At 70.9% G+C, this 20,644-nt stretch carries 21 protein-coding genes; 14 read left to right on the forward strand and 7 right to left on the reverse strand.

Going from position 1 to position 20,644, the window contains the following annotated elements; all coding sequences use genetic code 11:
- Window positions 1-74: 74 nt before the first annotated feature.
- Window positions 75-485, forward strand: coding sequence for a hypothetical protein (locus tag ACGFU7_RS03535; RefSeq protein WP_393691925.1), 411 nt, complete (start codon window positions 75-77; stop codon window positions 483-485).
- A 48-nt stretch (window positions 486-533) separates the two neighbouring features.
- On the opposite strand, the gene ACGFU7_RS03540 is transcribed toward ACGFU7_RS03535, so the two are convergent.
- Window positions 534-722: a hypothetical protein gene (locus tag ACGFU7_RS03540; protein WP_393691927.1), complete on the reverse strand. Its 189-nt coding sequence runs from the start codon at window positions 720-722 to the stop codon at window positions 534-536.
- A 229-nt stretch (window positions 723-951) separates the two neighbouring features.
- Window positions 952-2,778, reverse strand: coding sequence for a phosphoenolpyruvate carboxykinase (GTP) (locus ACGFU7_RS03545; RefSeq protein ID WP_393691929.1), 1,827 nt, complete (start codon window positions 2,776-2,778; stop codon window positions 952-954).
- A 213-nt stretch (window positions 2,779-2,991) separates the two neighbouring features.
- On the opposite strand from ACGFU7_RS03545, the gene ACGFU7_RS03550 reads away from it, so the two are divergent.
- The 3 genes from ACGFU7_RS03550 (at window position 2,992) to ACGFU7_RS03560 (ending at window position 6,002) form a co-directional block, all read left to right on the forward strand.
- Entirely contained in the window at window positions 2,992-3,690 is a 699-nt protein-coding gene (locus ACGFU7_RS03550) for a hemolysin III family protein (protein WP_393691931.1), read from the forward strand.
- A 150-nt stretch (window positions 3,691-3,840) separates the two neighbouring features.
- Window positions 3,841-5,358 carry an MFS transporter gene (locus ACGFU7_RS03555; protein WP_393691933.1) on the forward strand — a complete coding sequence of 506 codons (1,518 nt, stop codon included), beginning with the start codon at window positions 3,841-3,843 and terminating at the stop codon, window positions 5,356-5,358.
- A gap of 11 nt (window positions 5,359-5,369) precedes the next feature.
- Window positions 5,370-6,002, forward strand: a complete 633-nt coding sequence (locus tag ACGFU7_RS03560; protein WP_393691935.1) for a TetR/AcrR family transcriptional regulator — start codon at window positions 5,370-5,372, stop codon at window positions 6,000-6,002.
- A 37-nt stretch (window positions 6,003-6,039) separates the two neighbouring features.
- On the opposite strand, the gene ACGFU7_RS03565 is transcribed toward ACGFU7_RS03560, so the two are convergent.
- The gene (locus ACGFU7_RS03565) at window positions 6,040-8,070 is read right to left on the reverse strand and encodes a thioredoxin domain-containing protein (protein WP_393691937.1); all 2,031 of its coding nucleotides are present in this window, start codon (window positions 8,068-8,070) and stop codon (window positions 6,040-6,042) included.
- A 125-nt stretch (window positions 8,071-8,195) separates the two neighbouring features.
- Here ACGFU7_RS03565 and ACGFU7_RS03570 point away from each other — a divergent pair, with 125 nt between their 5' ends.
- Complete coding sequence (locus tag ACGFU7_RS03570) at window positions 8,196-11,495, forward strand: tetratricopeptide repeat protein (RefSeq protein WP_393691939.1); 3,300 nt, start codon at window positions 8,196-8,198, stop codon at window positions 11,493-11,495.
- 89 nt (window positions 11,496-11,584) lie between these two features.
- Here ACGFU7_RS03570 and ACGFU7_RS03575 read toward each other — a convergent pair whose 3' ends face one another.
- Both ACGFU7_RS03575 and mca read right to left on the reverse strand, forming a co-directional pair.
- On the reverse strand, window positions 11,585-11,824 hold the full coding sequence (locus tag ACGFU7_RS03575) for a hypothetical protein (RefSeq protein ID WP_393691941.1): 240 nt from the start codon (window positions 11,822-11,824) through the stop codon (window positions 11,585-11,587).
- Window position 11,825: 1 nt separating this feature from the next.
- Window positions 11,826-12,707 (reverse strand): mycothiol conjugate amidase Mca, encoded by an 882-nt coding sequence (mca, locus tag ACGFU7_RS03580; protein WP_393691943.1) that lies wholly within the window; start codon window positions 12,705-12,707, stop codon window positions 11,826-11,828.
- A 152-nt stretch (window positions 12,708-12,859) separates the two neighbouring features.
- On the opposite strand from mca, the gene ACGFU7_RS03585 reads away from it, so the two are divergent.
- Together ACGFU7_RS03585 and greA are read left to right on the forward strand one after the other, a co-directional pair.
- Window positions 12,860-13,276: a DUF4307 domain-containing protein gene (locus tag ACGFU7_RS03585; RefSeq protein WP_393691945.1), complete on the forward strand. Its 417-nt coding sequence runs from the start codon at window positions 12,860-12,862 to the stop codon at window positions 13,274-13,276.
- A gap of 183 nt (window positions 13,277-13,459) precedes the next feature.
- Window positions 13,460-13,957 (forward strand): transcription elongation factor GreA, encoded by a 498-nt coding sequence (gene greA / locus ACGFU7_RS03590; protein WP_393691947.1) that lies wholly within the window; start codon window positions 13,460-13,462, stop codon window positions 13,955-13,957.
- A gap of 131 nt (window positions 13,958-14,088) precedes the next feature.
- Here greA and ilvA read toward each other — a convergent pair whose 3' ends face one another.
- Window positions 14,089-15,318, reverse strand: a complete 1,230-nt coding sequence (ilvA, locus tag ACGFU7_RS03595; protein ID WP_393691949.1) for a threonine ammonia-lyase — start codon at window positions 15,316-15,318, stop codon at window positions 14,089-14,091.
- 157 nt (window positions 15,319-15,475) lie between these two features.
- Between ilvA and ACGFU7_RS03600 the strand changes: the two genes are divergently transcribed.
- The 4 genes from ACGFU7_RS03600 (at window position 15,476) to ACGFU7_RS03615 (ending at window position 17,092) form a co-directional block, all read left to right on the forward strand.
- Complete coding sequence (locus tag ACGFU7_RS03600) at window positions 15,476-16,006, forward strand: MarR family winged helix-turn-helix transcriptional regulator (RefSeq protein WP_393691951.1); 531 nt, start codon at window positions 15,476-15,478, stop codon at window positions 16,004-16,006.
- An 87-nt stretch (window positions 16,007-16,093) separates the two neighbouring features.
- Window positions 16,094-16,588 carry a sigma factor-like helix-turn-helix DNA-binding protein gene (locus tag ACGFU7_RS03605; protein WP_393691953.1) on the forward strand — a complete coding sequence of 165 codons (495 nt, stop codon included), beginning with the start codon at window positions 16,094-16,096 and terminating at the stop codon, window positions 16,586-16,588.
- Window positions 16,585-16,836, forward strand: coding sequence for a hypothetical protein (locus ACGFU7_RS03610; protein ID WP_393691955.1), 252 nt, complete (start codon window positions 16,585-16,587; stop codon window positions 16,834-16,836). Before ACGFU7_RS03605 ends, ACGFU7_RS03610 begins: the two co-directional genes overlap by 4 nt.
- Before the next feature lie 64 nt (window positions 16,837-16,900).
- Window positions 16,901-17,092, forward strand: a complete 192-nt coding sequence (locus ACGFU7_RS03615; RefSeq protein WP_393691957.1) for a DUF1059 domain-containing protein — start codon at window positions 16,901-16,903, stop codon at window positions 17,090-17,092.
- A 78-nt stretch (window positions 17,093-17,170) separates the two neighbouring features.
- Here the strand turns inward: ACGFU7_RS03615 and ACGFU7_RS03620 are convergent, their stop codons facing one another.
- Window positions 17,171-18,316 (reverse strand): cystathionine gamma-synthase, encoded by a 1,146-nt coding sequence (locus tag ACGFU7_RS03620; RefSeq protein ID WP_393691959.1) that lies wholly within the window; start codon window positions 18,314-18,316, stop codon window positions 17,171-17,173.
- Window positions 18,317-18,384: 68 nt separating this feature from the next.
- Between ACGFU7_RS03620 and ACGFU7_RS03625 the strand changes: the two genes are divergently transcribed.
- From ACGFU7_RS03625 to ACGFU7_RS03635, 3 genes are all read left to right on the forward strand, one after another.
- Window positions 18,385-19,488 (forward strand): hypothetical protein, encoded by a 1,104-nt coding sequence (locus ACGFU7_RS03625; protein ID WP_393691961.1) that lies wholly within the window; start codon window positions 18,385-18,387, stop codon window positions 19,486-19,488.
- Between the two features lie 96 nt (window positions 19,489-19,584).
- Window positions 19,585-20,259, forward strand: a complete 675-nt coding sequence (gene msrA, locus ACGFU7_RS03630) for a peptide-methionine (S)-S-oxide reductase MsrA (RefSeq protein WP_393691963.1) — start codon at window positions 19,585-19,587, stop codon at window positions 20,257-20,259.
- Window positions 20,260-20,336: 77 nt separating this feature from the next.
- The gene (locus tag ACGFU7_RS03635) at window positions 20,337-20,621 is read left to right on the forward strand and encodes a DUF6461 domain-containing protein (RefSeq protein WP_393691965.1); all 285 of its coding nucleotides are present in this window, start codon (window positions 20,337-20,339) and stop codon (window positions 20,619-20,621) included.
- Window positions 20,622-20,644: the final 23 nt, after the last annotated feature.

A 20,644-nucleotide genomic window follows, 5' to 3' on the forward strand; every position in this document is an offset into this window, starting at 1 on the left:
CCGGAATCGATTGCAGACAACTTTAGACTGAATCCAATGTAGGATGGTTCCACAGCAACACCAGGAGGCCATCCATGTACGAACCGATCCGCACCAAATCGGTCCACACACCGGCCGACCACGCCGACGACTTCCCGCACCGTTCCCGCGAGGAAGAGCTGGACATCCAGCTCGCCGGGCACCTGGCCGCACTTCTCGCGGTCACCGACGAGCTGGACCTCGGCGCGGCGGGCGACCGCATCGCCGAGCAGGTGGCCAGGCTGCGCGGCGCGCCGCCCGCCCGGCACGCCGGTCGAACCGATGCACCCGCACTCGCGCTCCACCGCCGCGCCCATGCCCTCGCGGGCCGCGCACTGGTGGTGGCCGCGTCCCGCGCCGACACGGCCGTCGCGATCCTCGCGGCCGAGCGCATGGACGCCCACACGGCGGCGGTCTCCGCCGCCACCGCCCCCGCCGCCTCGTCACACCTGGTCGGCGCCCTCTGACGGCCCCGGTCCACGGCCGTCGAGGCGCGTGGACCGGGTGCCACCCATTCATGGCGTTCCCGGCCGGGATGTCGCGGCCGAGGCAGTCGACAGGAACATCGCGTCCGCGACCACGCACTCCGGCCGCCCCCGCACCGGGACCGGCCCGACGGCCTCCTTGGTCTCCGTGCCACCCCGCTCCAGGTCCTTGAAGACGACGGTACGTTTTCCGGCCGGGTCGCTGCTGCCCTCCCCCACGTCCTTGCCAAGGTGCCGTCGGGCGCGACGGCTGCCGATGTCGGCGTGCCGGCGCCCTTTCTGTCGGTGCGCTGCAAAAGGGCAGGAAAGGGCGGCCCCCGGAACCGTAAGGGGATTCCGGGGGCCGTACCGCGGCGGGCCGTTGACCCCACAGGTCAGGGCGGATGTCTGGAGGACCCGGCCGCGGGGTGTGCGGGGGGCGCACCCACGCGGGGTGCGCCCGGGGGCGTCAGCCCAGGCGCTGGACCAGCGCGCGGTACTCGTCCCACAGTTCCTTCGGCGTGTGGTCACCGAAGGTGTTGAGGTGCTCGGGGACCAGCGCAGCCTCCTCGCGCCAGACCTCCTTGTCGACCGTGAGCAGGAAGTCCAGCTCGGACTCGGAGAGGTCCAGGCCGTTGGTGTCCAGGGCGCCCTTGGCGGGCAGGATGCCGATCGGCGTCTCGACGCCCTCGGCCTTGCCTTCCAGGCGCTCGACGATCCACTTCAGGACGCGGCTGTTCTCGCCGAAGCCCGGCCACACGAACTTGCCCGCGTCGTTCTTGCGGAACCAGTTCACGTAGTAGATCTTCGGGAGCTTCGACTGGTCCGGCTTGTCCGCGCCGACCTTGATCCAGTGGTTCATGTAGTCGCCCATGTTGTAGCCGCAGAACGGCAGCATGGCGAACGGGTCGCGGCGCAGCTCGCCGACCTTGCCCTCGGCGGCGGCGGTCTTCTCGGAGGCGACGTTGGCTCCGAGGAAGACACCGTGCTGCCAGTTGAAGGACTCGGTGACCAGCGGTACGGCCGAGGCGCGGCGGCCGCCGAAGAGGATGGCCGAGATCGGCACGCCCTTCGGGTCCTCCCACTCGGGCGCGATGATCGGGCACTGCCCGGCCGGGACGGTGAAGCGGGCGTTCGGGTGGGCGGCGGGCGTGTCGGACGCGGGGGTCCAGTCGTTGCCCTTCCAGTCCGTGAGGTGGGCCGGAGCGGTCTCCGTCATGCCCTCCCACCAGACGTCGCCGTCGTCGGTGAGCGCGACGTTGGTGAAGACGGAGTTGCCCCACATGGTCTTCATGGCGTTGGCGTTGGTGTGCTCGCCGGTGCCGGGCGCGACACCGAAGAAGCCGGCCTCGGGGTTGATCGCGTAGAGGCGGCCGTCCTCACCGAACCGCATCCAGGCGATGTCGTCGCCGATGGTCTCGACGGTCCAGCCGGCGACCGTGGGCTCCAGCATGGCGAGGTTGGTCTTGCCGCAGGCGCTCGGGAACGCGGCGGCAACGTACTTGGCCTCACCCTGCGGCGGCGTGAGCTTGAGGATCAGCATGTGCTCGGCGAGCCAGCCCTCGTCGCGGGCCATGACGGAGGCGATGCGCAGCGCGTAGCACTTCTTGCCGAGCAGGGCGTTGCCGCCGTAGCCGGAGCCGTACGACCAGATCTCGCGGTCCTCGGGGAAGTGCGAGATGTACTTGGTGGTGTTGCACGGCCACGGAACGTCTTCCTGACCCTCTTCCAGGGGCGCGCCCAGCGTGTGGACGGCCTTGACGAAGAAGCCGTCGGTGCCGAGCTCGTCGAGGACGGCCTGTCCCATGCGGGTCATGGTGCGCATCGAGACGGCGACGTACGCGGAGTCGGTGATCTCGACGCCGATCGCGGAGAGCGGGGAGCCGACGGGGCCCATGCAGAACGGCACGACGTACATCGTGCGACCGCGCATGGAGCCGTGGAACACACCCTTCTCACCGGTGAAGATCTCCCGCATCTCGGCAGGGGCCTTCCAGTGGTTCGTCGGACCCGCGTCCTCCTCCTTCTCGGAGCAGATGAACGTACGGTCCTCGACGCGCGCGACATCGCTCGGGTCGGACGCGGCGTAGTAGGAGTTCGGGCGCTTGGTCTCGTCCAGCTTCGTGAACGTGCCCTTGGCCACGAGCTCCCCGCACAGGCGCTCGTACTCGGCCTCGGAGCCGTCGCACCAGACCACCTGGTCCGGCTCGGTGACGGCTGCGATCTCATTCACCCAGGAGACGAGCTCCTGGTGATTGGTGGGGACAGTGAGGGGAGCCGCGATGTCGCGCGCCACGATCGCTCCTTGTTGAGGGGTGTCTGTTTGGTAGTTGCCCCGTGGGGGCTGCGACCCGGATGCTTCGACCCCTTCGAATCTCACTGGCGCTCATCCGGTGCCGACCGCACTCATTTGATCATCCGACCGATCCGCCCATATGTCCAGAGGACCGCACACGTGAGCATCGCCACTCGTATCCGTTACCTACGGTGGCGTAGGTACGATGCGGGAATGACTGCTGCCGCCGCCGCGCCCGAGCCAGCCGGGCTGGAAACAGCCGAGTCCGACACCGTCCCGGTGAAACCACGGATGCGTGGCTGGCTGCACGCCGGGATGTTTCCCGCCGTGATCGTCGCGGGGATCGTGCTGATCGCACTGACGGACAGCGTCCGCGGCCGGATCGCCTGCGGCATCTACGTCCTGAGCGCGTGCCTGCTGTTCGGTGTGAGCGCGGTCTACCACCGCGGCACCTGGGGTCCGCGCGGCGAGGCGGTGCTCCGCCGGCTCGACCACGCCAATATTTTTCTGATCATCGCGGGCACCTACACCCCGCTGACCCTGCTCCTGCTCCCCGAGTCGACCGGGACGCCGCTCCTGTGGGCGGTCTGGGCGGCGGCGGCGGCGGGCATCGCCTTCCGGGTGTTCTGGGTCGGCGCCCCGCGCTGGCTCTATACGCCCTGCTACATAGCGATGGGCTGGGCCGCGGTCTTCTTCCTGCCGGACTTCATGCGGACCGGCGGGATCGCGGTGCTGGTGCTGGTCGTCGTCGGCGGGCTGCTCTACAGCGCCGGCGGTGTCATCTACGGCATCAAGCGCCCCAACCCGTCACCGCGGTGGTTCGGCTTCCACGAGGTCTTCCACTCGCTGACCCTGGCGGCCTTCATCGTGCACTACGTCGGCATCTCGCTGGTGGCCTACAACCACAGCTGAGCACCCCGTCCCCTCCCCTCCCCGCAATGGCCGTGGCTTGAAAGCCGCGGCCATTCGCCATGCCAGGGCCCCGACGCGGGCAACACATTGACACTCACCATCTTTTGAGAGTTACTTTCATTTGACTGTGACTCTCAAAGGAGTTTTCCCATGAACCGACGCTGGTGGGCCCTGGGCGCGCTGGTCGCGAGCATGCTCGTCCTCGGATTCGACATGACGATCCTCAACGTGGCGCTGCCGACCATGGCCGAACAGCTCGGCGCGACCACCGGCGAGCAGCAGTGGATGGCCGACGCATACGTCGTGGTCTTCGCCGCCCTGATGCTCCCGGCCGGGCTGCTCGGCGACCGGTTCGGCCGTCGCCGGATGCTCATCACCGGCCTCGGCATCTTTCTGATCGGCTCGCTCATCGGCTCGCTCGCCGACGCCGTGCCCGCCGTCGTGACCGCCCGCTGTGTGATGGGCATCGGCGCGGCGCTCGTGATGCCGCTCGCGATGGCCGTGCTGCCGTCGCTGTTCGGCGCGCCCGAGGACCGGGTCAAGGCCATCGGCATCGTCTCGGCCGCCTCCGCGCTCGGGCTGCCGCTCGGCCCGATCCTCGGCGGCTGGCTGCTGGACCACTTCTGGTGGGGTTCGATCTTCCTGATCAACATCCCGATGGTGGCGATCGGTATCACCGCCTGCGTGTTCCTGCTGCCGGAGACCAGCGACCCGGCTTCTCCGAAGGTCGATGCCGTCTCCACCGCCCTGACCGCGACCGGTCTCGGCGCGCTGATCTACGCGATCATCGAGGCCCCCGGACGCGGCTGGGGCGACCCGCTGGTGCTGGGCATGCTGGCCGCCGGTGCCGCGCTGGTCGCCGCGCTCGTCGTACGGGAACGCGGCGCCGAGCGCCCGATGCTCGACATGTCCCTGCTGCGGCAGCGGCCGTTCCTGCTGAGCACGCTCGCCGCGACGCTCGTGATGTTCGTGATGTCGGGGCTGATGTTCATCCTGCCCGGCTATCTCCAGGCGGTCCTGGGCCATGACGCCTTCGGTACGGGGCTGCGCATGCTGCCGATGATGGGCGGGCTGATCGTCGCTGCGAAGACGGGCGCCCCCGTCACCCGGCGGTTCGGGGCGCGCGCCACGATGGCGGCGGGCCTGGTCGTGCTCGCCTTCGCCGCGCTCCTCGGCAGCCGTACTACGGCCGAGAGCGGTTACGGCTTCACGGCGCTGTGGCTCTCCGTCGCCGGGGTCGGCTTCGGCTTCGCCGTCGTCCCTGCGATGGACGCCGCGCTGGCCACCCTGCCCGCGGACCGTGCGGGCAGCGGATCGGGGCTGCTGATGACCGTGCGGCAGACGGGCAGCGCGCTCGGGATCGCACTGCTGGGCAGCCTGCTCGCCGGTGCGTACAGCAGCAGGCTGGACACCACCGGCGTACCGGCCGCCGCCGCGGACACCGCCGGGGACTCGGTCGTCGCCGCCCATGTCGTCGCGGCGAAGGTCGGCGCGCAGCGGCTGGCCGACTCCGCGGACGCGGCGTACGCCCACGGCATGAGCGTGGTCCTGCTCGTCATCGCTGTCACGGCCCTGGTGTCGGCGCTGCTGGTCGGGGCGTTCCTGACGAACCTCCCCGCCGGGTCCCGGGAGGGAGCGGACGTGGCCCCCGCGCCCGTCGATGCCTGACAATGGCGACCATGGCCGCCACCTCTCGTACCCCTTCCGTTTCCGCCCCCGGGTCGCCGCCCGCGATGGGGCTGCGCGAGCGGAAGAAGCTCAAGACCAGGATCGCGATCCGCCGGGCGACGTACCGGCTGATCTCCGAGCAGGGGTACGACGCGACGACGATCGAGCAGATCGCGGAGGCGGCCGAGGTGTCGCCGAGCACCGTCTTCCGGTACTTCGCGACCAAGGAGGACATCGTCCTCACGGACGAGTACGACCCGATCATGGAAGCCGAGCTGCGGAACCGGCCGGCCGACGAACCGCCGCTGGAGTCGCTGCGGTTCATCATGGCCGAGGCGCTGACGGCGTTCGTCGCGAGCGAGGAGGAGGAGATGCGGCAGCGCACCCGGCTGATGGTGGAGGTCCCCGCCATCCGGGCGCGGATGACGGAGACCATGTCGGACACGGCGAAGGTGCTGGCCCGGGTGCTCGCCGACCGCAGCGGCCGCAGCCCCGACGACCTGGAGGTCCGGGTGTTCATCGCGGCGGTGCTGGGAGCGCTGCGCGAGGTGACGCTGTACTGGGGCGAGCACGGTCAGGAGGGCGACCTGATCGCGATGATCAACCAGGCGCTGGACACGCTCGAAGGCGGGCTGACGCTGTAGCCGGGGCTTCGCCCTCAGTCCCCGGACGGCTCCGTCCTCAGCCGTCGGACGGGTTTGATCCGAGGCTCAGTGCCAGCTCCTCCCGGTCCGTCGTCGGCGCATCGCACACGAAGTGCCTGCACACATACGCCGTCGGCGCCCCGCCCACCATCGGCCGGTCCGCCAGCAGCGGGAACTCCGTCCCTGCCGTCTCCCCCGCCGCCACCACCGCACCGGGCGCCCGCCCCAGCAACGCCGTACGGTGCAGTTCACCGCCGACCGGCCCGGCGACCGCGACCTCGCGCGGCCCGTCGAGCAGCGCCTCGGCGACCGCGAGCCCCCAGCCGATGAACCGGGGAACCCGCGGGCCGAGCGCCTTCACCACGCCCAACGCCCCCTCAGCGGCGGTGCGATGGGCCTCCGAGCCGGTGTACGCGGCGTACGAGAGCAGCGCACCGGCCGCCGCCGTCCAGCCCGCCGGGGTCGCACTGTCGGTGGGGTCCTGCGGGCGGCGGATCAGCTGCTCGGCGTCGTCCGCCGTGTCGTACAGCTGCCCGCCCTCACCGGTGAAGTGCTGGAGCACGATGTCGAGCAGGAAGCCGGCGAACTCCAGCCAGACGCCCTCGCCGGTGACCGCGGCCAGGGCGAGAAAGCCCTCCGCGACATCGCCGTAGTCCTCCAGGACCCCGGCGTGCCCGCCGGACCGCCCGTCCTTCGACGTACGGGCCAGCCGGGCGACGTCGCCCATGTGGACCCGTACCAGAAGATCCGCCGCCTCGGTGGCACGCTCGATCAGATCGGGCCGGTCGAAGTACGCCCCGGTCTCGGCGAGCGCGGCGATCACCAGACCGTTCCAGGCGGCGACCACCTTGTCGTCCCGCCCGGGACGCGGGCGCAGCTCACGGGCGGCCAGCAGCTTGGCCCGTACGTCGGCGGCCCGGTCCGCGTCCACCGCGGCGCCCGTCCGCATGAGCCGGAGGACCGAGGCGCCCTCCTCGAACGTGCCCTCCTCCGTCACCCCGAAGTACTCGGCGGCGAAGGCCGCGTCCTCCTCCCCCAGGACCTCCCTCAGCTGCTCGGGCGTCCACACGTAGTACGCGCCCTCGACATGCCGCCCGGCCCCGTCCTCACTGTCGGCGTCGAGCGCGGAAGCGAAGCCGCCCTCCGCCGTGCGCAGCTCGCGCACCATGAAGTCGGCGGTCTCCAGGGCGACCCGGCGGGCCGGTTCCGAGCCCGTCGACCGCCACAGGTGTGCGTACGCCCGGCAGAGCAGCGCGTTGTCGTAGAGCATCTTCTCGAAGTGCGGAACGACCCACTCCCGGTCCACCGAGTAGCGGGCGAAACCCCCGCCGAGCTGGTCGTACATCCCGCCCATGGCCATCGCCGCGCAGGTGTCTGCGGCCATGTCGAGGGCGCCTTCCGCCCCGGTGCGGGCATGGTGGCGCAGCAGGAACTCGATGATCATGGACGGCGGGAATTTGGGCGCGCCGCCGAAACCGCCGTGCTTCTCGTCGTACTCCCGGGTGAGCCCGAGCAGTGCCTGCGCCAGCTCCGGTTCGCCCGGCAGTCCTTCGCCGCCGTGTGCGAGGGAGCGCTGGGTGAGGTCGTGGACGATGCGTCCGGCGACCTCGGCGACCTCGTCGGGCCGGTCGGTCCAGGCGGCCGCGACACCTTCGAGCACCTGCTGGAAGGAGGGCATGCCGTGGCGCGGCTCGGGCGGGAAGTACGTGCCGAAGTAGAAGGGTTCGGCGTCGGCGGTCAGGAAGACGGTCATCGGCCAGCCGCCCTGGCCGGTCGCCGCCTGCACGGCCTCCATGTACACGGCGTCGACGTCGGGCCGCTCCTCGCGGTCGACCTTCACCGGGACGAAGTGTTCGTTCAGATAGGCCGCGACCCGGTCGTCCTCGAACGATTCGTGCGCCATCACATGGCACCAGTGGCAGCTCGCGTAGCCGACGCTGAGCAGCACCGGCACATTCCGCCTGCGTGCCTCCTCGAACGCCTCGGGCGACCAGGGCCACCAGTCGACCGGGTTGTCGGCATGCTGGAGGAGGTACGGGGAAGTCTCACGGTCCAGGCGATTCGGCATACCCACATCCTCTCTCAGGCCCGGTTGATCGCATCGCTCTCTCGCGCTGACGCGCCGTACGCAGGACACTGGGCGGCAATGACAGCAGGGGCAGTTGGATTGTTCGTATCCGGAGGGGGACGCACATGCGGGACAGCCATCGGGCGGAAGCCGAACGGCTGTTGGTACGCGCCGTCGAGGAAGAGGTACGGCGGTCGGGCGGCCGGGCCGACGCCGGTGCGCTGACTGCGCGCGGGCGGGCCGCGCTCGACTCCCTGGCGGCCGGCGCGGCCGACGAGTACGCCGCGTATCTCCAGGCGCTGGACGCGGCGGAGGCCGGACAGCAGCCGCTGTCGCAGCGGTTCAGCCGGTCGGCCATGGGAACTCCCCTGCTGGTCACCGGAGTTGCCGCGATCGCCGCCTTCGGTGCGGATGTCGCGTTCGGTACGGCGGCGGGGCCGGCCCTCGGCGCGGGCGCCGTCGTCGCAGTGGCGGGGGCCACGGCGACCGTCGCCAAGGTCACCGCATCGCACTGGCCCGCCGCCCACCGGCGCGCGGGTGCGCTCGGGCAGCCGGGCGGCGCCGAACAGCTGCGGCTGCAGTGGCTGGCGGCGCTGGAGGTACGGGGCATCCGCCCGTTCCTCGACCAGCAGCGGATGCTCACCGCCTCCTCGCGCACACCGGCGAAGAAGATCCCCGCGCAGTCGCGGACCGCCCCGTCGCTGCGCGGCGGGGACCGCAGCGCAGCGGCCCGCATGCGCGCGCTGCTTGAGCAGTCGTTCGGTCATCTGCCCGCCGCCGAGGGGCCGTTCGCCGGGCGGCGGGCCGAGCTGGCGCAGATCGCGCAGTGGGTGCGGGAGGGCCGTGCGTCGACGGAGACCAAGCCGACCGTCGTCGTCCTGCACGGTGCGCCCGGCGCCGGGCGCACCACGCTCGCGGTACGGGCGGCGCGCAGCCTGAAGGACCAGTTCCGGGGCGCCTGCGTGGTGGACCTGCGCGGCGATGTGGCCGGGGAGACCCCGCTGCCTACGCGTGACGCGCTGCTGCATCTGCTGAACCGGCTGGGCGCGCCCCGCGAGCAGCTGCTGTTCCGAGAGGGGGTCTCCTCCGGCCGGGCGGGATCGAGCGCTCGGCCAGGGGCCTTGGCCGAGCAGCAGGTGCGGCGGCTGAGCGAGCTGTACCACCAGCATCTGACCGGCACCCCCGTGACGATCGTCCTGGACGACGCCGGCGACGCGGAGCAGGTCCGCACGCTGATCCCCGAGCGTTCCGACAGCCTCGTCCTCGTCACCGCCCGCGAGCCCCTGGAGCTGCCCGCCGACATCCCGGCCCGGGTCCATCAGCTGCCGGTCGGCGCACTGGACGCGGCGGGCGCGGAGGAGCTGCTGCGCGAGGCGGCGCAGGCCGGGGAAGAGGGGCCGTACGACTCCCAGTCGACGGACACGGTCGCCGAGCTGTGCGGCGGGCTGCCGCTGGCGCTGCGCATAGCGGGCTCCTCGCTCGGTCCACGTACCCGGAGCACGCTCGCCACCGACCTCGCCGCGTACGGCCCGGTCGCACCGGTCGAGCGGGCGCTGTGGCTGCGCTACACCGACCAGTCCGAGCAGGCGCGGCGGCTGCTGCGCAGGCTCGCGCTGGCCGGGCGGGCCAGCCTGGGCGCCGCGGCGGCGGCCGCGCTGCTCTCGGCCGACGAGCAGGAGGCCGAGCGGCTGCTGACGGCCCTGGCCGGGGCGGGGCTCCTGGACCATGTGCGGGGCTCTCGCTACCGGCTGCACGATCTCGTACGGGGCTTCGCCCTGGCCCGGCTGCGGGACGAGGAGACGGCGGCGGACCGCACCGCGGCCCAGGAGCGGCTGATCCAGAACTACGCGGAGCTGGCCGGTGCCGTGATCCGCATGGTGGACGGCAAGATGTCCACCCGGGCCGGGCAGTTCGGCTCGCACGGGTTCGGTTCGCTGGACTCGGCGCTGCGCTGGCTGGACGACGAGTCGAGCTTCATCACGTCGGCGCTGCGGCACGCGGAGGGCGTCGATCAGGGGGCCGTACTGGATCTCCTGGGCGCGCTGTGCGACTACTGCCTGCTGCGCGGCGACCTCTACCGTCTGGGCGAGATCAGCGAGTTGACGCAGGCCGTGGACAAGGGGCTGCTGGAGCGGTCCGTGCAGTGGCGTACCGGCATCGCGGCCCGTCAGCTCGGCGAGCTGGACAAGGCCCGCACCACACTGTCGTCGGTCGTCGGGCTGTACCGCGAGGCGCAGAACGAGGCGGGTACGGCGCTGGCGCTCTGCTCGCTCGGCATCACCCTGCACCACCAGGGCAATCTGACCGAGGCGGCGGCGCGGCTGCGCGAGGCGATCGAGCTGCAGTCCTCCGAGGAGCAGGCCGAGGACCGGGCCTGGTCGATGCACGCCCTGGCCGCCGTCGAACGCGACCGGGCGCACCTGGCCCAGGCGCTGACCCTCCTGGACACCGCGCTGGCCCTGCACCGGGAGGGCGAGTCGCTGCACGGCGAGGCGTGGACGCGGTTCCAGCTGGGCCAGACCCTGCTGCGGATGGGCGATGTGGAGCGGGCGGAGGAGGCGCTGCGTACGGCCCTGGACCTGTACGGGCGTACCCGCGACGAGCGCGGTGAGGCGTGGGCGCTGACCCAGCTGGCCCGCGCCCGGCTGCTGGACGGCGACCCGGCCCCGGCGGTCGAGCAGCTGAACCAGGCCCTGGCCCGGCACCGCGACAACGAGGACGCGCGCGGCGAGGCGTGGACGCTGTACTACCTGGGCCAGGCTCTGGAGGAGAGCGGCGAAACCGACCAGGCGGTGCGGCAGCTGGAGCGGGCCCGGACGATGTTCTCCCGGATGCGTGACACGTACGGGCTGGCGTGCGCCCGGCACCACTCGGGCCGGGTCACCCGCGACCAGCGGGCCGCGCAGACCGGAAACCTCCGCAACTCCGGCTTCGCCCGCCAGCTCCTGGCCGACGCCCGGGCCGACTTCCGGCGCATCGGGGTCGCCCACGGCGAGGCCTGGACGTGCCTGGAGCTGGCCCTGATCGACGCGGGCAACAACCGCGCACCGCAGGCGCTGGAGCTGTGCGGCGAGGCGGCGGAGCTCTTCGACTCCTACGGCGACACGCGGGGCGCGGACTGGGCCCGCTTCCTGCGCTGCACGCTGCTGCCGTACGCGTCACCGGGCGGCAGCGAGGTGGGCACGGCGGTGGCCCAGCAGGAACTGGCCGACCTGCTCCGGGCCGGTCACCCGACGCGCGACGGCAAGCTGGAGGACTGCGCGGAGGCGTTCACCGTGGTGCTGAACCGCGGCGTGGACCTGGAGGACGGCTGGCAGGCGTGGCGCCTGGGCATGACGCCCACACGCCACGCACGGGAGGTCATGGGCGTAGCGGTCCGGCCACATCCGGCTTCGCCGGCCACAACCGGCCCGTCCGGCGATTGAGGACATCCTTGACACCGGCCGGGCACAACCGCCGTGTCCAGCGCCAGGCGAGAGGCGGGTACCGGACGCCCCGGTACCCGCCCCCGCGCCTACTTCCGCTTCGCGGCCCCCGCACCCGCGGCAACGGCGCCACCGGACGCCGCCTCCGGGTCCGGGGCCTCCTCGAAGTCGACCTTGCCCATGTGGCGGTTCATGGACTTCATCAGCAGCCAGACGCCCGCGGCGAGCGCCGCGAAGACGATGAAGCCGAGAACGCCGGGGGTCACCTTGTTGTCGTCGACCTCCTTGGCGAGAGGGACGAGATGGGTCAGTGCCTGGGTCGCGTACATATCAGGCATTGTCGCGGATGCCCGCGAAGAGGTCGCTCTCGGGGAGGGAGGTATCGACGAGAGACTTCACCAGCTCGTACTCCTCGGTCGGCCAGACCTCCTTCTGGATGTCCATCGGGACCCGGAACCAGCCGCCGTCGGGGTCGATCTGCGTCGCGTGCGCGATCAGCGCCTTGTCACGGACCTCGAAGAAGTCCGCGCACGGAACATGCGTGGTCAGCGTGCGTTCGTCGCGCTCGAACTCCTTCCAGCGCTTCAGCCACTCGCCGTACGGGGACTCCAGGCCACGGGCCAGCAGGGCCTCGTGGAGCGCCACCGTGCGCGGCCGGTTGAAGCCCTGGTTGTAGTAGAGCTTCTGCGGCTGCCAGGCCGGACCGAACTCCGACTCGGGGAACGTCTCGGCGTCCGACGCACCGTCGAACGCGATCATCGTGATCTTGTGGGTCATGATGTGGTCGGGGTGCGGGTACCCGCCGTTCTCGTCGTACGTCGTGATGACCTGCGGCCGGAACGCACGGATGCTGCGGACGAGACGGGCCGCGGCCTTCTCCTCGTCCTCCAGCGCGAAGCAGCCCTCGGGCAGCGGCGGCAGCGGGTCGCCCTCGGGCAGCCCCGAGTCGACGAAGCCGAGCCACTCCTGCTTGACGCCCAGGATCTCCCGGGCCTCGTCCATCTCCTTCCTGCGCACCTCGTGGATGTTCTCCTCGATGTACGCGTCGCCCTGGAGCTTCGGGTTGAGGATGGAGCCGCGCTCGCCTCCCGTGCAGGTCACGACCAGCACGTCCACCCCCTCGGACACATACTTGGCCATGGTGGCCGCGCCCTTGCTCGACTCGTCGTCGGGGTGGGCGTGAACGGCCATCAGTCGCAGCTGCTCAGTCAAGACTCGATCCTCGTTAATTGGACGCCATTGACAGGTGTCGTCCCGAAGGGACGTCGGTTCGGGGTGGCGGTCGGGTGGCGGGTGGGAGGCTTCTATAGTGACCGAACCGGGGGGTGGAAAATTCCTCGATCCCCGGTACGGGAGGAACGATCATGGCTGCGGTGCGCGAAGCGCTTCCGGAGAACCGCTACGGCCGCTCCGCGGACCGGCGCGCGGACCGCAAGCTCAAGATCATCGGTTCGGTGCTGGGCGTCGCTCTTCTCGGGGTCATCGGCTGGATCGGTTACGACTACGTCGGCGGCCAGGGCATCAGCGCCGAGGTGATCAAGTTCAAGGTCGTCTCGGACGAGCGGGTCGATGTGCACCTGGAAGTGCGCAAGGACACAGACGCCAAGGGCTACTGCACGCTGCGCTCGCAGCACGAGGACGGCAGCGACGTGGCCCGCAAGGACTTCCGCTTCGACGACCGCACGGACCGTATCGACCGCGTCCTGTCGCTGCGTACGACAGCCAGGGCGACCAACGTCGAGCTGCTGGGCTGTACCGACGACGGCGGGGCGGCACATTGACCGCCGCACGCCGACGCTGAATCGCTGTTGCAGGCACTGACCTGCACATACGCAGTTCTGACGGTTTACCTTCTCCCCCTTTTCCCGGCGAATTGTTAGGCTCGTGGTTTCGCCCACCCGTGAAGGCACATGCTTACGGGTAGGGCGATGCTTTGTATTCCCAGTACCGACGAGGAGCACCCTGTGACCCAGACCAGCGAAAACGTCACCTGGCTCACGCAGGAGGCGTACAACCAGCTCAAGGCCGAGCTGGAGTACCTGTCTGGTCCCGCGCGCACGGAAATCTCCGTAAAGATCGCGGCGGCCCGTGAGGAGGGTGACCTCCGGGAAAATGGCGGGTACCACGCGGCCAAGGAGGAGCAGGGCAAGATGGAGTTGCGGGTGCGCCAGCTCACCCAGCTCCTGGAGCACGCGAAGGTCGGCGAGGCACCTGCCGACGACGGCGTGGTCGAGCCCGGCATGGTGGTGACGATCGCCTTCGACGGCGACCCGGACGACACGATGACCTTCCTTCTCGCCTCCCGCGAGTACGCGAGCTCGGACATCGAGACGTACTCCCCGCAGTCGCCGCTCGGCACCGGCGTGAACGGCAAGAAGATGGGCGAGGACGCCGCGTACGAGCTGCCGAACGGCAAGACGGCCACCGTGAAGATCCTCACGGCGAAGCCCTACGCGGGCTGATCCCACACCACTGACGCGGGAAGCCTCCGGCCCGTCGGGCCGGAGGCTTCCCGCGTGCCGGGCGGCGCCGGCACCGTAACGCAGCGCATCGCGAACGCAGCACATCGCGACACACGCGTACCGCGGGAGGGTCAGCTCATCACCAGATAGCCCGCGTCGTGCAGCGCCGCCGAGACCTCATCGCAGTGCTCCGGGCCCTTCGTCTCCAGCTGCAGCTCCACCTCGACCTCGGTGAGCCCGAGCCGGGGATCGGTCCGCACATGGCCGATGTCGAGAACGTTGGCGTCGACCACCGAGAGCACGGCCAGCAGCGTGGCCAGCGCGCCGGGGCGGTCGGTCAGCCGCAGCCGCAGGCTCAGATAGCGGCCGGCCGCCACCATGCCGTGGGTCAGGATGCGCTGCATCAGCAGCGGGTCCACGTTGCCGCCCGACAGCAGCGCGACCACCGGCCCGCGGAACGACTTCGGATCGCTCAGCAGCGCCGCGACCGGGCTCGCACCGGCCGGTTCCACCACCAGCTTCGCCCGCTCCAGACAGAGCAGCAGCGCACTGGACAGCTCGTCCTCGGAGACCGTACGGACCTCGTCGACCAGCTCCCTGACCAGCTCGAACGGCACATCGCCGGGGCGCCCCACCTTGATGCCGTCCGCCATCGTGTTCAGCGAGCCGATCGACACCGGGTGCCCCGCGGCCAGTGACGGCGGATAGCAGGCCGCGCCCGCCGCCTGCACGCCGACGATCCGCACATCGGGCCGGACCGCCTTGACCGCCACCGCGATGCCCGCGGCGAGACCGCCGCCGCCGATCCCGACGACGATGGTGCGCACCTCGGGGCACTGTTCGAGGATCTCCAGGCCCACCGTGCCCTGCCCGGCGATGATGTCGGGGTGGTCGAAGGGGTGGATGAAGACCGCACCGGTCTCCTGCGCGTACTCCTGGGCGGCGGCCAGCGTCTCGTCGACGACATGGCCGTGCAGCCGAACCTGTGCACCGTACTGGCGGGTGGCGGCCACCTTCGGCAGCGGCGCCCCGACCGGCATGAAGACCGTCGACCGTACGCCGAGCAGTGCAGAGGCGAGTGCGACACCCTGCGCATGGTTTCCGGCGCTCGCGGCGACGACCCCGGCCGCCCGCTCCACCGGGGACAGGCCGGCGATCCGTACATATGCGCCGCGCAGTTTGAACGAACCGGTCCGTTGCAGGTTCTCGCACTTGAAGTGGACCGGGGCGCCCACGAGCTCGGTCAGGTGGCGGCTGCCTTCCATGGCGGTCACTCTGGCCACGCCGGAAAGCATCTTCTGCGCCCCGCGGATGTCGTCGAGGATCAGCGGGGGAAAACGGCCGGGCGCACGGAAGTTCATACCGTAAGTCTTACAGCTCGGCAGGGTGCCGGACTCCTTGTGCGGTTCCGTCCTGCGCCGTTGTCCACAGGTTTGTGCAGCACTGGTACGCGTTGCCCCGCGGCCGCGTACTCTGTCCCCCACCCATCCGATCACCGCACGAAGAGAGCCCCCGGCCATGCCCCCTCAGGACATGACGACAGCTGCGTCTCCTTCCGGGGGCGCCACCCCCGAATCCACGGGTTCCGACCACGTCCTCGACGCGCTGCAGCACCAGGTCGCGGTATTCGCCCGCCGTGCCGAGCAGACCCGCCTCGGCGGTGTCGGCCAGGTGCGCAATTCCATGGACCGGGCCGCCTATCTGCTGCTCAACCGGCTGGACCGGGAAGGCCCGATGGGCGTCAAGGCACTGGCCGCGGGCATGGGGATCGACTCCTCGACCGTGACCCGGCAGGTCGCGCCGCTCGTCGACACCGGTCTGGTCAAGCGCACCTCGCACCCGGAGGACGGCCGGGCCGTCGTGCTCCAGCTGTCGCCGCGCGGCCAGGCCCGGCTGGACGAGGTCCGCGAATCCCGGCGCGAGCTCATGACACAGGTGACGGACGACTGGACGGCCGAGGAGCGCGAGACGTTCTGCATGCTGCTCACCCGGTTCAATCTGGCCCTGGCCGCCCGCCAGACCTCGCCCCAGGCACCCCCGGCCGGATAGCGGGAGCGGCAGCGCCTGACGGTGCTGCGCAGGCTGCCGGGCGCACGCCTCTTGACCAGGAGCCCCGCAACGGCTCGGATGAGGACTGTGCGAGAGCGCCAGACGGGCCGGGAGCGGCGCCGCGCCCAGGAGTTCGAGACCTTCGTGGCGGGCGCGGCCGGCCGACTGCTGCACACTGCCACGCTGCTCACCGCCGAGCCCATGCAGCCGCCCGGAGCGAACCCCCGGGCCCAGCGGATGCTCACGGCCGCGCTGGCACGCACGTACGCGCAGTGGGGACGGCTGCGCGGCGAGGACCCGTACGACCGCACGCGGCGGGAGCTGGCCATCCGGTTCGCCCATGAGGTCTGGCGGCACCACCGCCCGCGCGGCGGACTGCTGGACCGGCTGACGCCGCAGGAGCGCCTGGTTCTCGTGCTGCGGCTGTACGAGGGCGTCGCGGAGGAGCAGGCCGCGGCGCTGCTGGGGCTTCCGGTGGAGCGGATCCGGGCGATCTGCAACCGTGCGGTGGCCACGATGCGCGGCACCCGCCGGCCCACGGCGCGGTGGGGGTTGCAACGACCGCTGGGGGTCGCGCCGTGAGCCGTAGCGGCAGCCGGGAGGACGAGGTCCGGCGCATGCTGGACGGTCCGCATCCGCAGGTACCCGCCGATCTGGCAGAGCGGGCGGCGGAGCGCGGCGGCCGGCTGCTGCACCGGCTCCGTTTCGCCCGCCGGCTGATGATGCTGGTGGCGTTCGCCGCGGTGGTGGCTTTCACGGTGTGGGCGGTGGCGGCGCAGCCGTGGCAGCTGCCTCCCACCGAGACGACGCCGCCGCTGGACGGCTGGTGAGGGCCGGTTCGGGGCGAACTATCCTGGAACGGGGCGTCATGGGGAACCGGCCGAGGAGGCTGCGATGACCAGGAAAGTCGCCGACTGCCGCAAGTATCCGAGCGTCACGGACTGCTCGCTCACCATCTCGGGCGAGGAAGAGGAAGTCGTACGGGCCGCGGCGGAGCACGCGGTCTCCGTCCATGAGCACACCGACGGCCCGGAACTGCGCGAACAGATCCGGGCGTCGCTGGACGACGAGAAGGTCAGTGTCTGAGGGTGCTGAGGGCGGGCGGGCTTCGGTGATCAAGCCCGCCCGTCCGTCTTGGTCCGCTCCCGGTCTGCCGGGCAGGTCCTAGCCGAGCGCCTGCGTCAGATCGGCGATCAGGTCGTCGGCGGACTCGATGCCGACGGAGAGCCGGACGAGGTCGGCCGGCACCTCCAGCGGAGAGCCGGCCGCCGAGGCGTGCGTCATGCGGCCCGGGTGCTCCACCAGCGACTCGACGCCGCCCAGGGACTCACCGAGGGTGAACAGCTTCGCCCGGTTGCAGACGTGGACCGCCGCGTCCTCGCCGCCCACGACGCGGAAGGACACCATGCCGCCGAAGGCCTTCATCTGCTTGGCGGCGACCTCGTGGCCCGGGTGCTCGGGCAGCCCCGGGTAGAGGACCTGGGTGACCTTGGGGTGCCGGGTCAGCAGATCGGCGATCTTCGTGGCGTTCTCGGTGTGCCGGTCCATGCGGACCGCGAGGGTCTTGATGCCGCGCAGCACCAGCCAGGCGTCGAACGGTCCGGCGACCGCACCCATCGCGTTCTGGTGGTACGCCAACTCCTCGGCCAGTTCCGGGTCGTTGACGATCAGTGCGCCGCCGACGACGTCCGAGTGGCCGCCCATGTACTTGGTGGTGGAGTGCACCACGACGTCGGCGCCCAGGGCGAGGGGCTGCTGGAGGTAGGGGCTGGCGAAGGTGTTGTCGACGACCAGTCGCGCACCCGCCGCACGGGCCACACCGGCGATCGCGGCGATGTCGGTGATGCCGAGCAGCGGATTGGACGGGGTCTCCACCCAGATCGCCTTGGTGCGCGGGGTGATCGCCGCCCGTACCGCCGCCACGTCCGAGGTGTCGGCCACCGAGAAGTCCACGCCCCACCGCGAGACGACCTTCGCGAACAGCCGGAACGTGCCACCGTAGGCATCGTTCGGGATGACCACATGGTCGCCGGGGGTGAGCAGCGTACGGAGCAGGCAGTCCTCGGCGGCGAGGCCGGAGGCGAAGGCGAGTCCGCGGCGGCCGCCCTCCAGAGCCGCGAGGTTGTCCTCCAGGGCGGTACGGGTCGGGTTGGCGCTGCGGCTGTACTCGTAACCGCCGCGCAGTCCGCCCACGCCGTCCTGTTTGTACGTGGACACCTGATAAATGGGCGGTACAACGGCGCCGGTGAGGGGATCGGCGGTGTTTCCCGCGTGAATCGCGAGAGTCTCGAAGCTGTGCTGGTCGCTCATGGGGCCCGAGCGTAGTTCGTCGCGAGGGCGCTCACCGGGCTACCGGGCCGTCCGGTGACAATGGGGGCATGGAGATTCTCTGGTTCCTGATCGCGCTGTGCATGCTCGCGGCGGTCATCGGCCCCTTCGTGTACCGCCGCCGCGGCGGTATCCGTCAGGTCGCGCCCGGTTCGCCGGACGCCGCCGACCCGGACACCTACGGCTTCGTACGCCAGGAGGAGCTGGACATCCGGCTGCCGGGCCCGGACCAGGATCTTCTCGATGTGCTCGATGTCGTGCAGCGCTCCCAGGACTGGCGGGCGGCTTCGCAGTTGCTGGCCGGTACGCCCAAGGAGGGTGAGGTGCGGTGGCAGCGGGTACAGGCGTTCGCCGGTGCCGCCTCGCTGGAGCTGGCGCGGCAGCCCGGTGTCGGTGGTTCGTGGCTGCGCAAGTGGCGGGCCGAGGCGCCCAAGGACGCGGGCGGTGCGGCGGTGCACGCCGAGTTCCTGGTGCAGCAGGCGTGGCGTTCGTCGACCGCGGGGACGGACGACTTCCGGATCATCCTGGAGGAGGCCCGTACGGTCTGCGGCGAGGCGGCGCTGTCGGCGCCGGGCGACCCCGTTCCGTACCTCGTCGAGCTGGCGGTCTCCCGTGGACTCGGTTACTCGCACGAGGAGTTCGACCAGCTCTGGGCGAAGGTGATCGACCGGGCTCCGGCGCACATGGGCGCGCACATCGCCGCGCTGCACTACTGGTGCGAGAAGTGGCACGGCTCCCGCGAGGAGGCCGACCGCTTCGCCACCACGGCCGCGGCCCGCGCCCCGCAGGGCTCACTGCTGGCCGCGCTGCCGCTCTTCGCGGTGTACGAGCATCTGCCCGAGGTCAATCTCGTGCAGGGCTTCTACCGGAGCGCGGTGGTGACCAAGGCGGTCGAGGGTGCCCTGTTCGCGGTGCACGCGGCCCGCGCCGACGACCCGATGCTCGCGCACGTCCGCCACCTGCTGGTGCTGTTCCTGGTCCGGATGGAACGCTGGTCGGAGGCGATGAACCAGCTCGTCCACATCGACGGCCATGTGGGCGCACTGCCGTGGACCCAGAGCCCCGACCCGGCCGCCGAGTACACGGTCTACCGGGCACTGGCGGTCGCCGGCTACGAGGCGAACGGCGGCAGCCCGGCAACACTGCCGCGGTAGCCACGGCCGGGGCGCCCTCTCACACACGCCCGCGGAATCCATGACATCCCCGGCGCGTTGTACCCACTGCACGCCGACCCCAGGAGGAGCCCCCGCATGTTCCTGCAACGCCGTACCCCGCAGCTCCCCACCCCCGAGGAGGCCCTGAAGGGCCGCCCCACCCCCGAATTCACCGTCCCGTCCCGCCACACGGTCCTCGGCAACCCGCTGCTGGGCCCGTACCCGGAGGGCCTGGAGGTCGCGGACTTCGCGTTGGGATGTTTCTGGGGCGCCGAGCGCAAGTTCTGGCAGACGGCCGGCGTCTGGACGACGCTCGCCGGCTACCAGGGCGGTTACACCGAGAACCCCGCGTACGAAGAGGTCTGCTCGGGCGTGACCGGCCACACGGAGGCGGTCCGCGTCGTCTTCGACCCGAAGACCGTCTCGTACACCGAGCTGCTGAAGCGGTTCTGGGAGTCCCACGACCCGACGCAGGGCTTCCGCCAGGGCAATGACGTCGGTACGCAGTACCGCTCCGCGATCTACACCCACTCCCCCGAGCAGGCAGCAGCCGTGGCAGCCTCCCGCGAGGCCTACCAGAAGGTCCTCACGGGCTCCGGCTACGGCGAGATCACCACGGAGATCCTCCCGGCGCAGGACCGCACGTTCTGGCCTGCGGAGGCGTACCACCAGCAGTACCTGGACAAGAACCCGGCGGGTTACTGCGGGATCGGCGGGACGGGCGTCTCCTGCCCGATCGGTGTGGCACCGGCGCCGTCGACCGAGGACTGACGCGGCAGGGCCCGGTCCGGTGATCCGGTCCGGGCCACTCACCAGGCGGTGTCAGTGGCGGCTGCCGTGCTTGCGCCATGTCTGAAGCGACTGCCCATGACTATCTGTGGTTCGACGAGCACTTTCCCACTCTGGCCGAGGCGTACTGCGTCACGCTGGTCCGCGGGCCGACTCCTGACGGTTCGGTGGACGCCACACGCGCAGCGAGCTTCGATCTGAGTGAGGACGACGAGCGGAACTTCGACCTGCATTCGCAGGCCGCATTCGCACTCGCCGAGCGCCTCACGGGCCTACCACTCACCCGCGAACTGCTCAACGTGTCCGGGTTCCTGGGCGGGGCAGTGCCCCTGCCCTGCACCTGACAGCAGGCATCACCCGCATGCCT

Origin of the sequence: Streptomyces sp. NPDC048473 (genome assembly GCF_043200155.1) — a bacterium.
Taxonomy (GTDB): Bacteria; Actinomycetota; Actinomycetes; order Streptomycetales; family Streptomycetaceae; genus Streptomyces.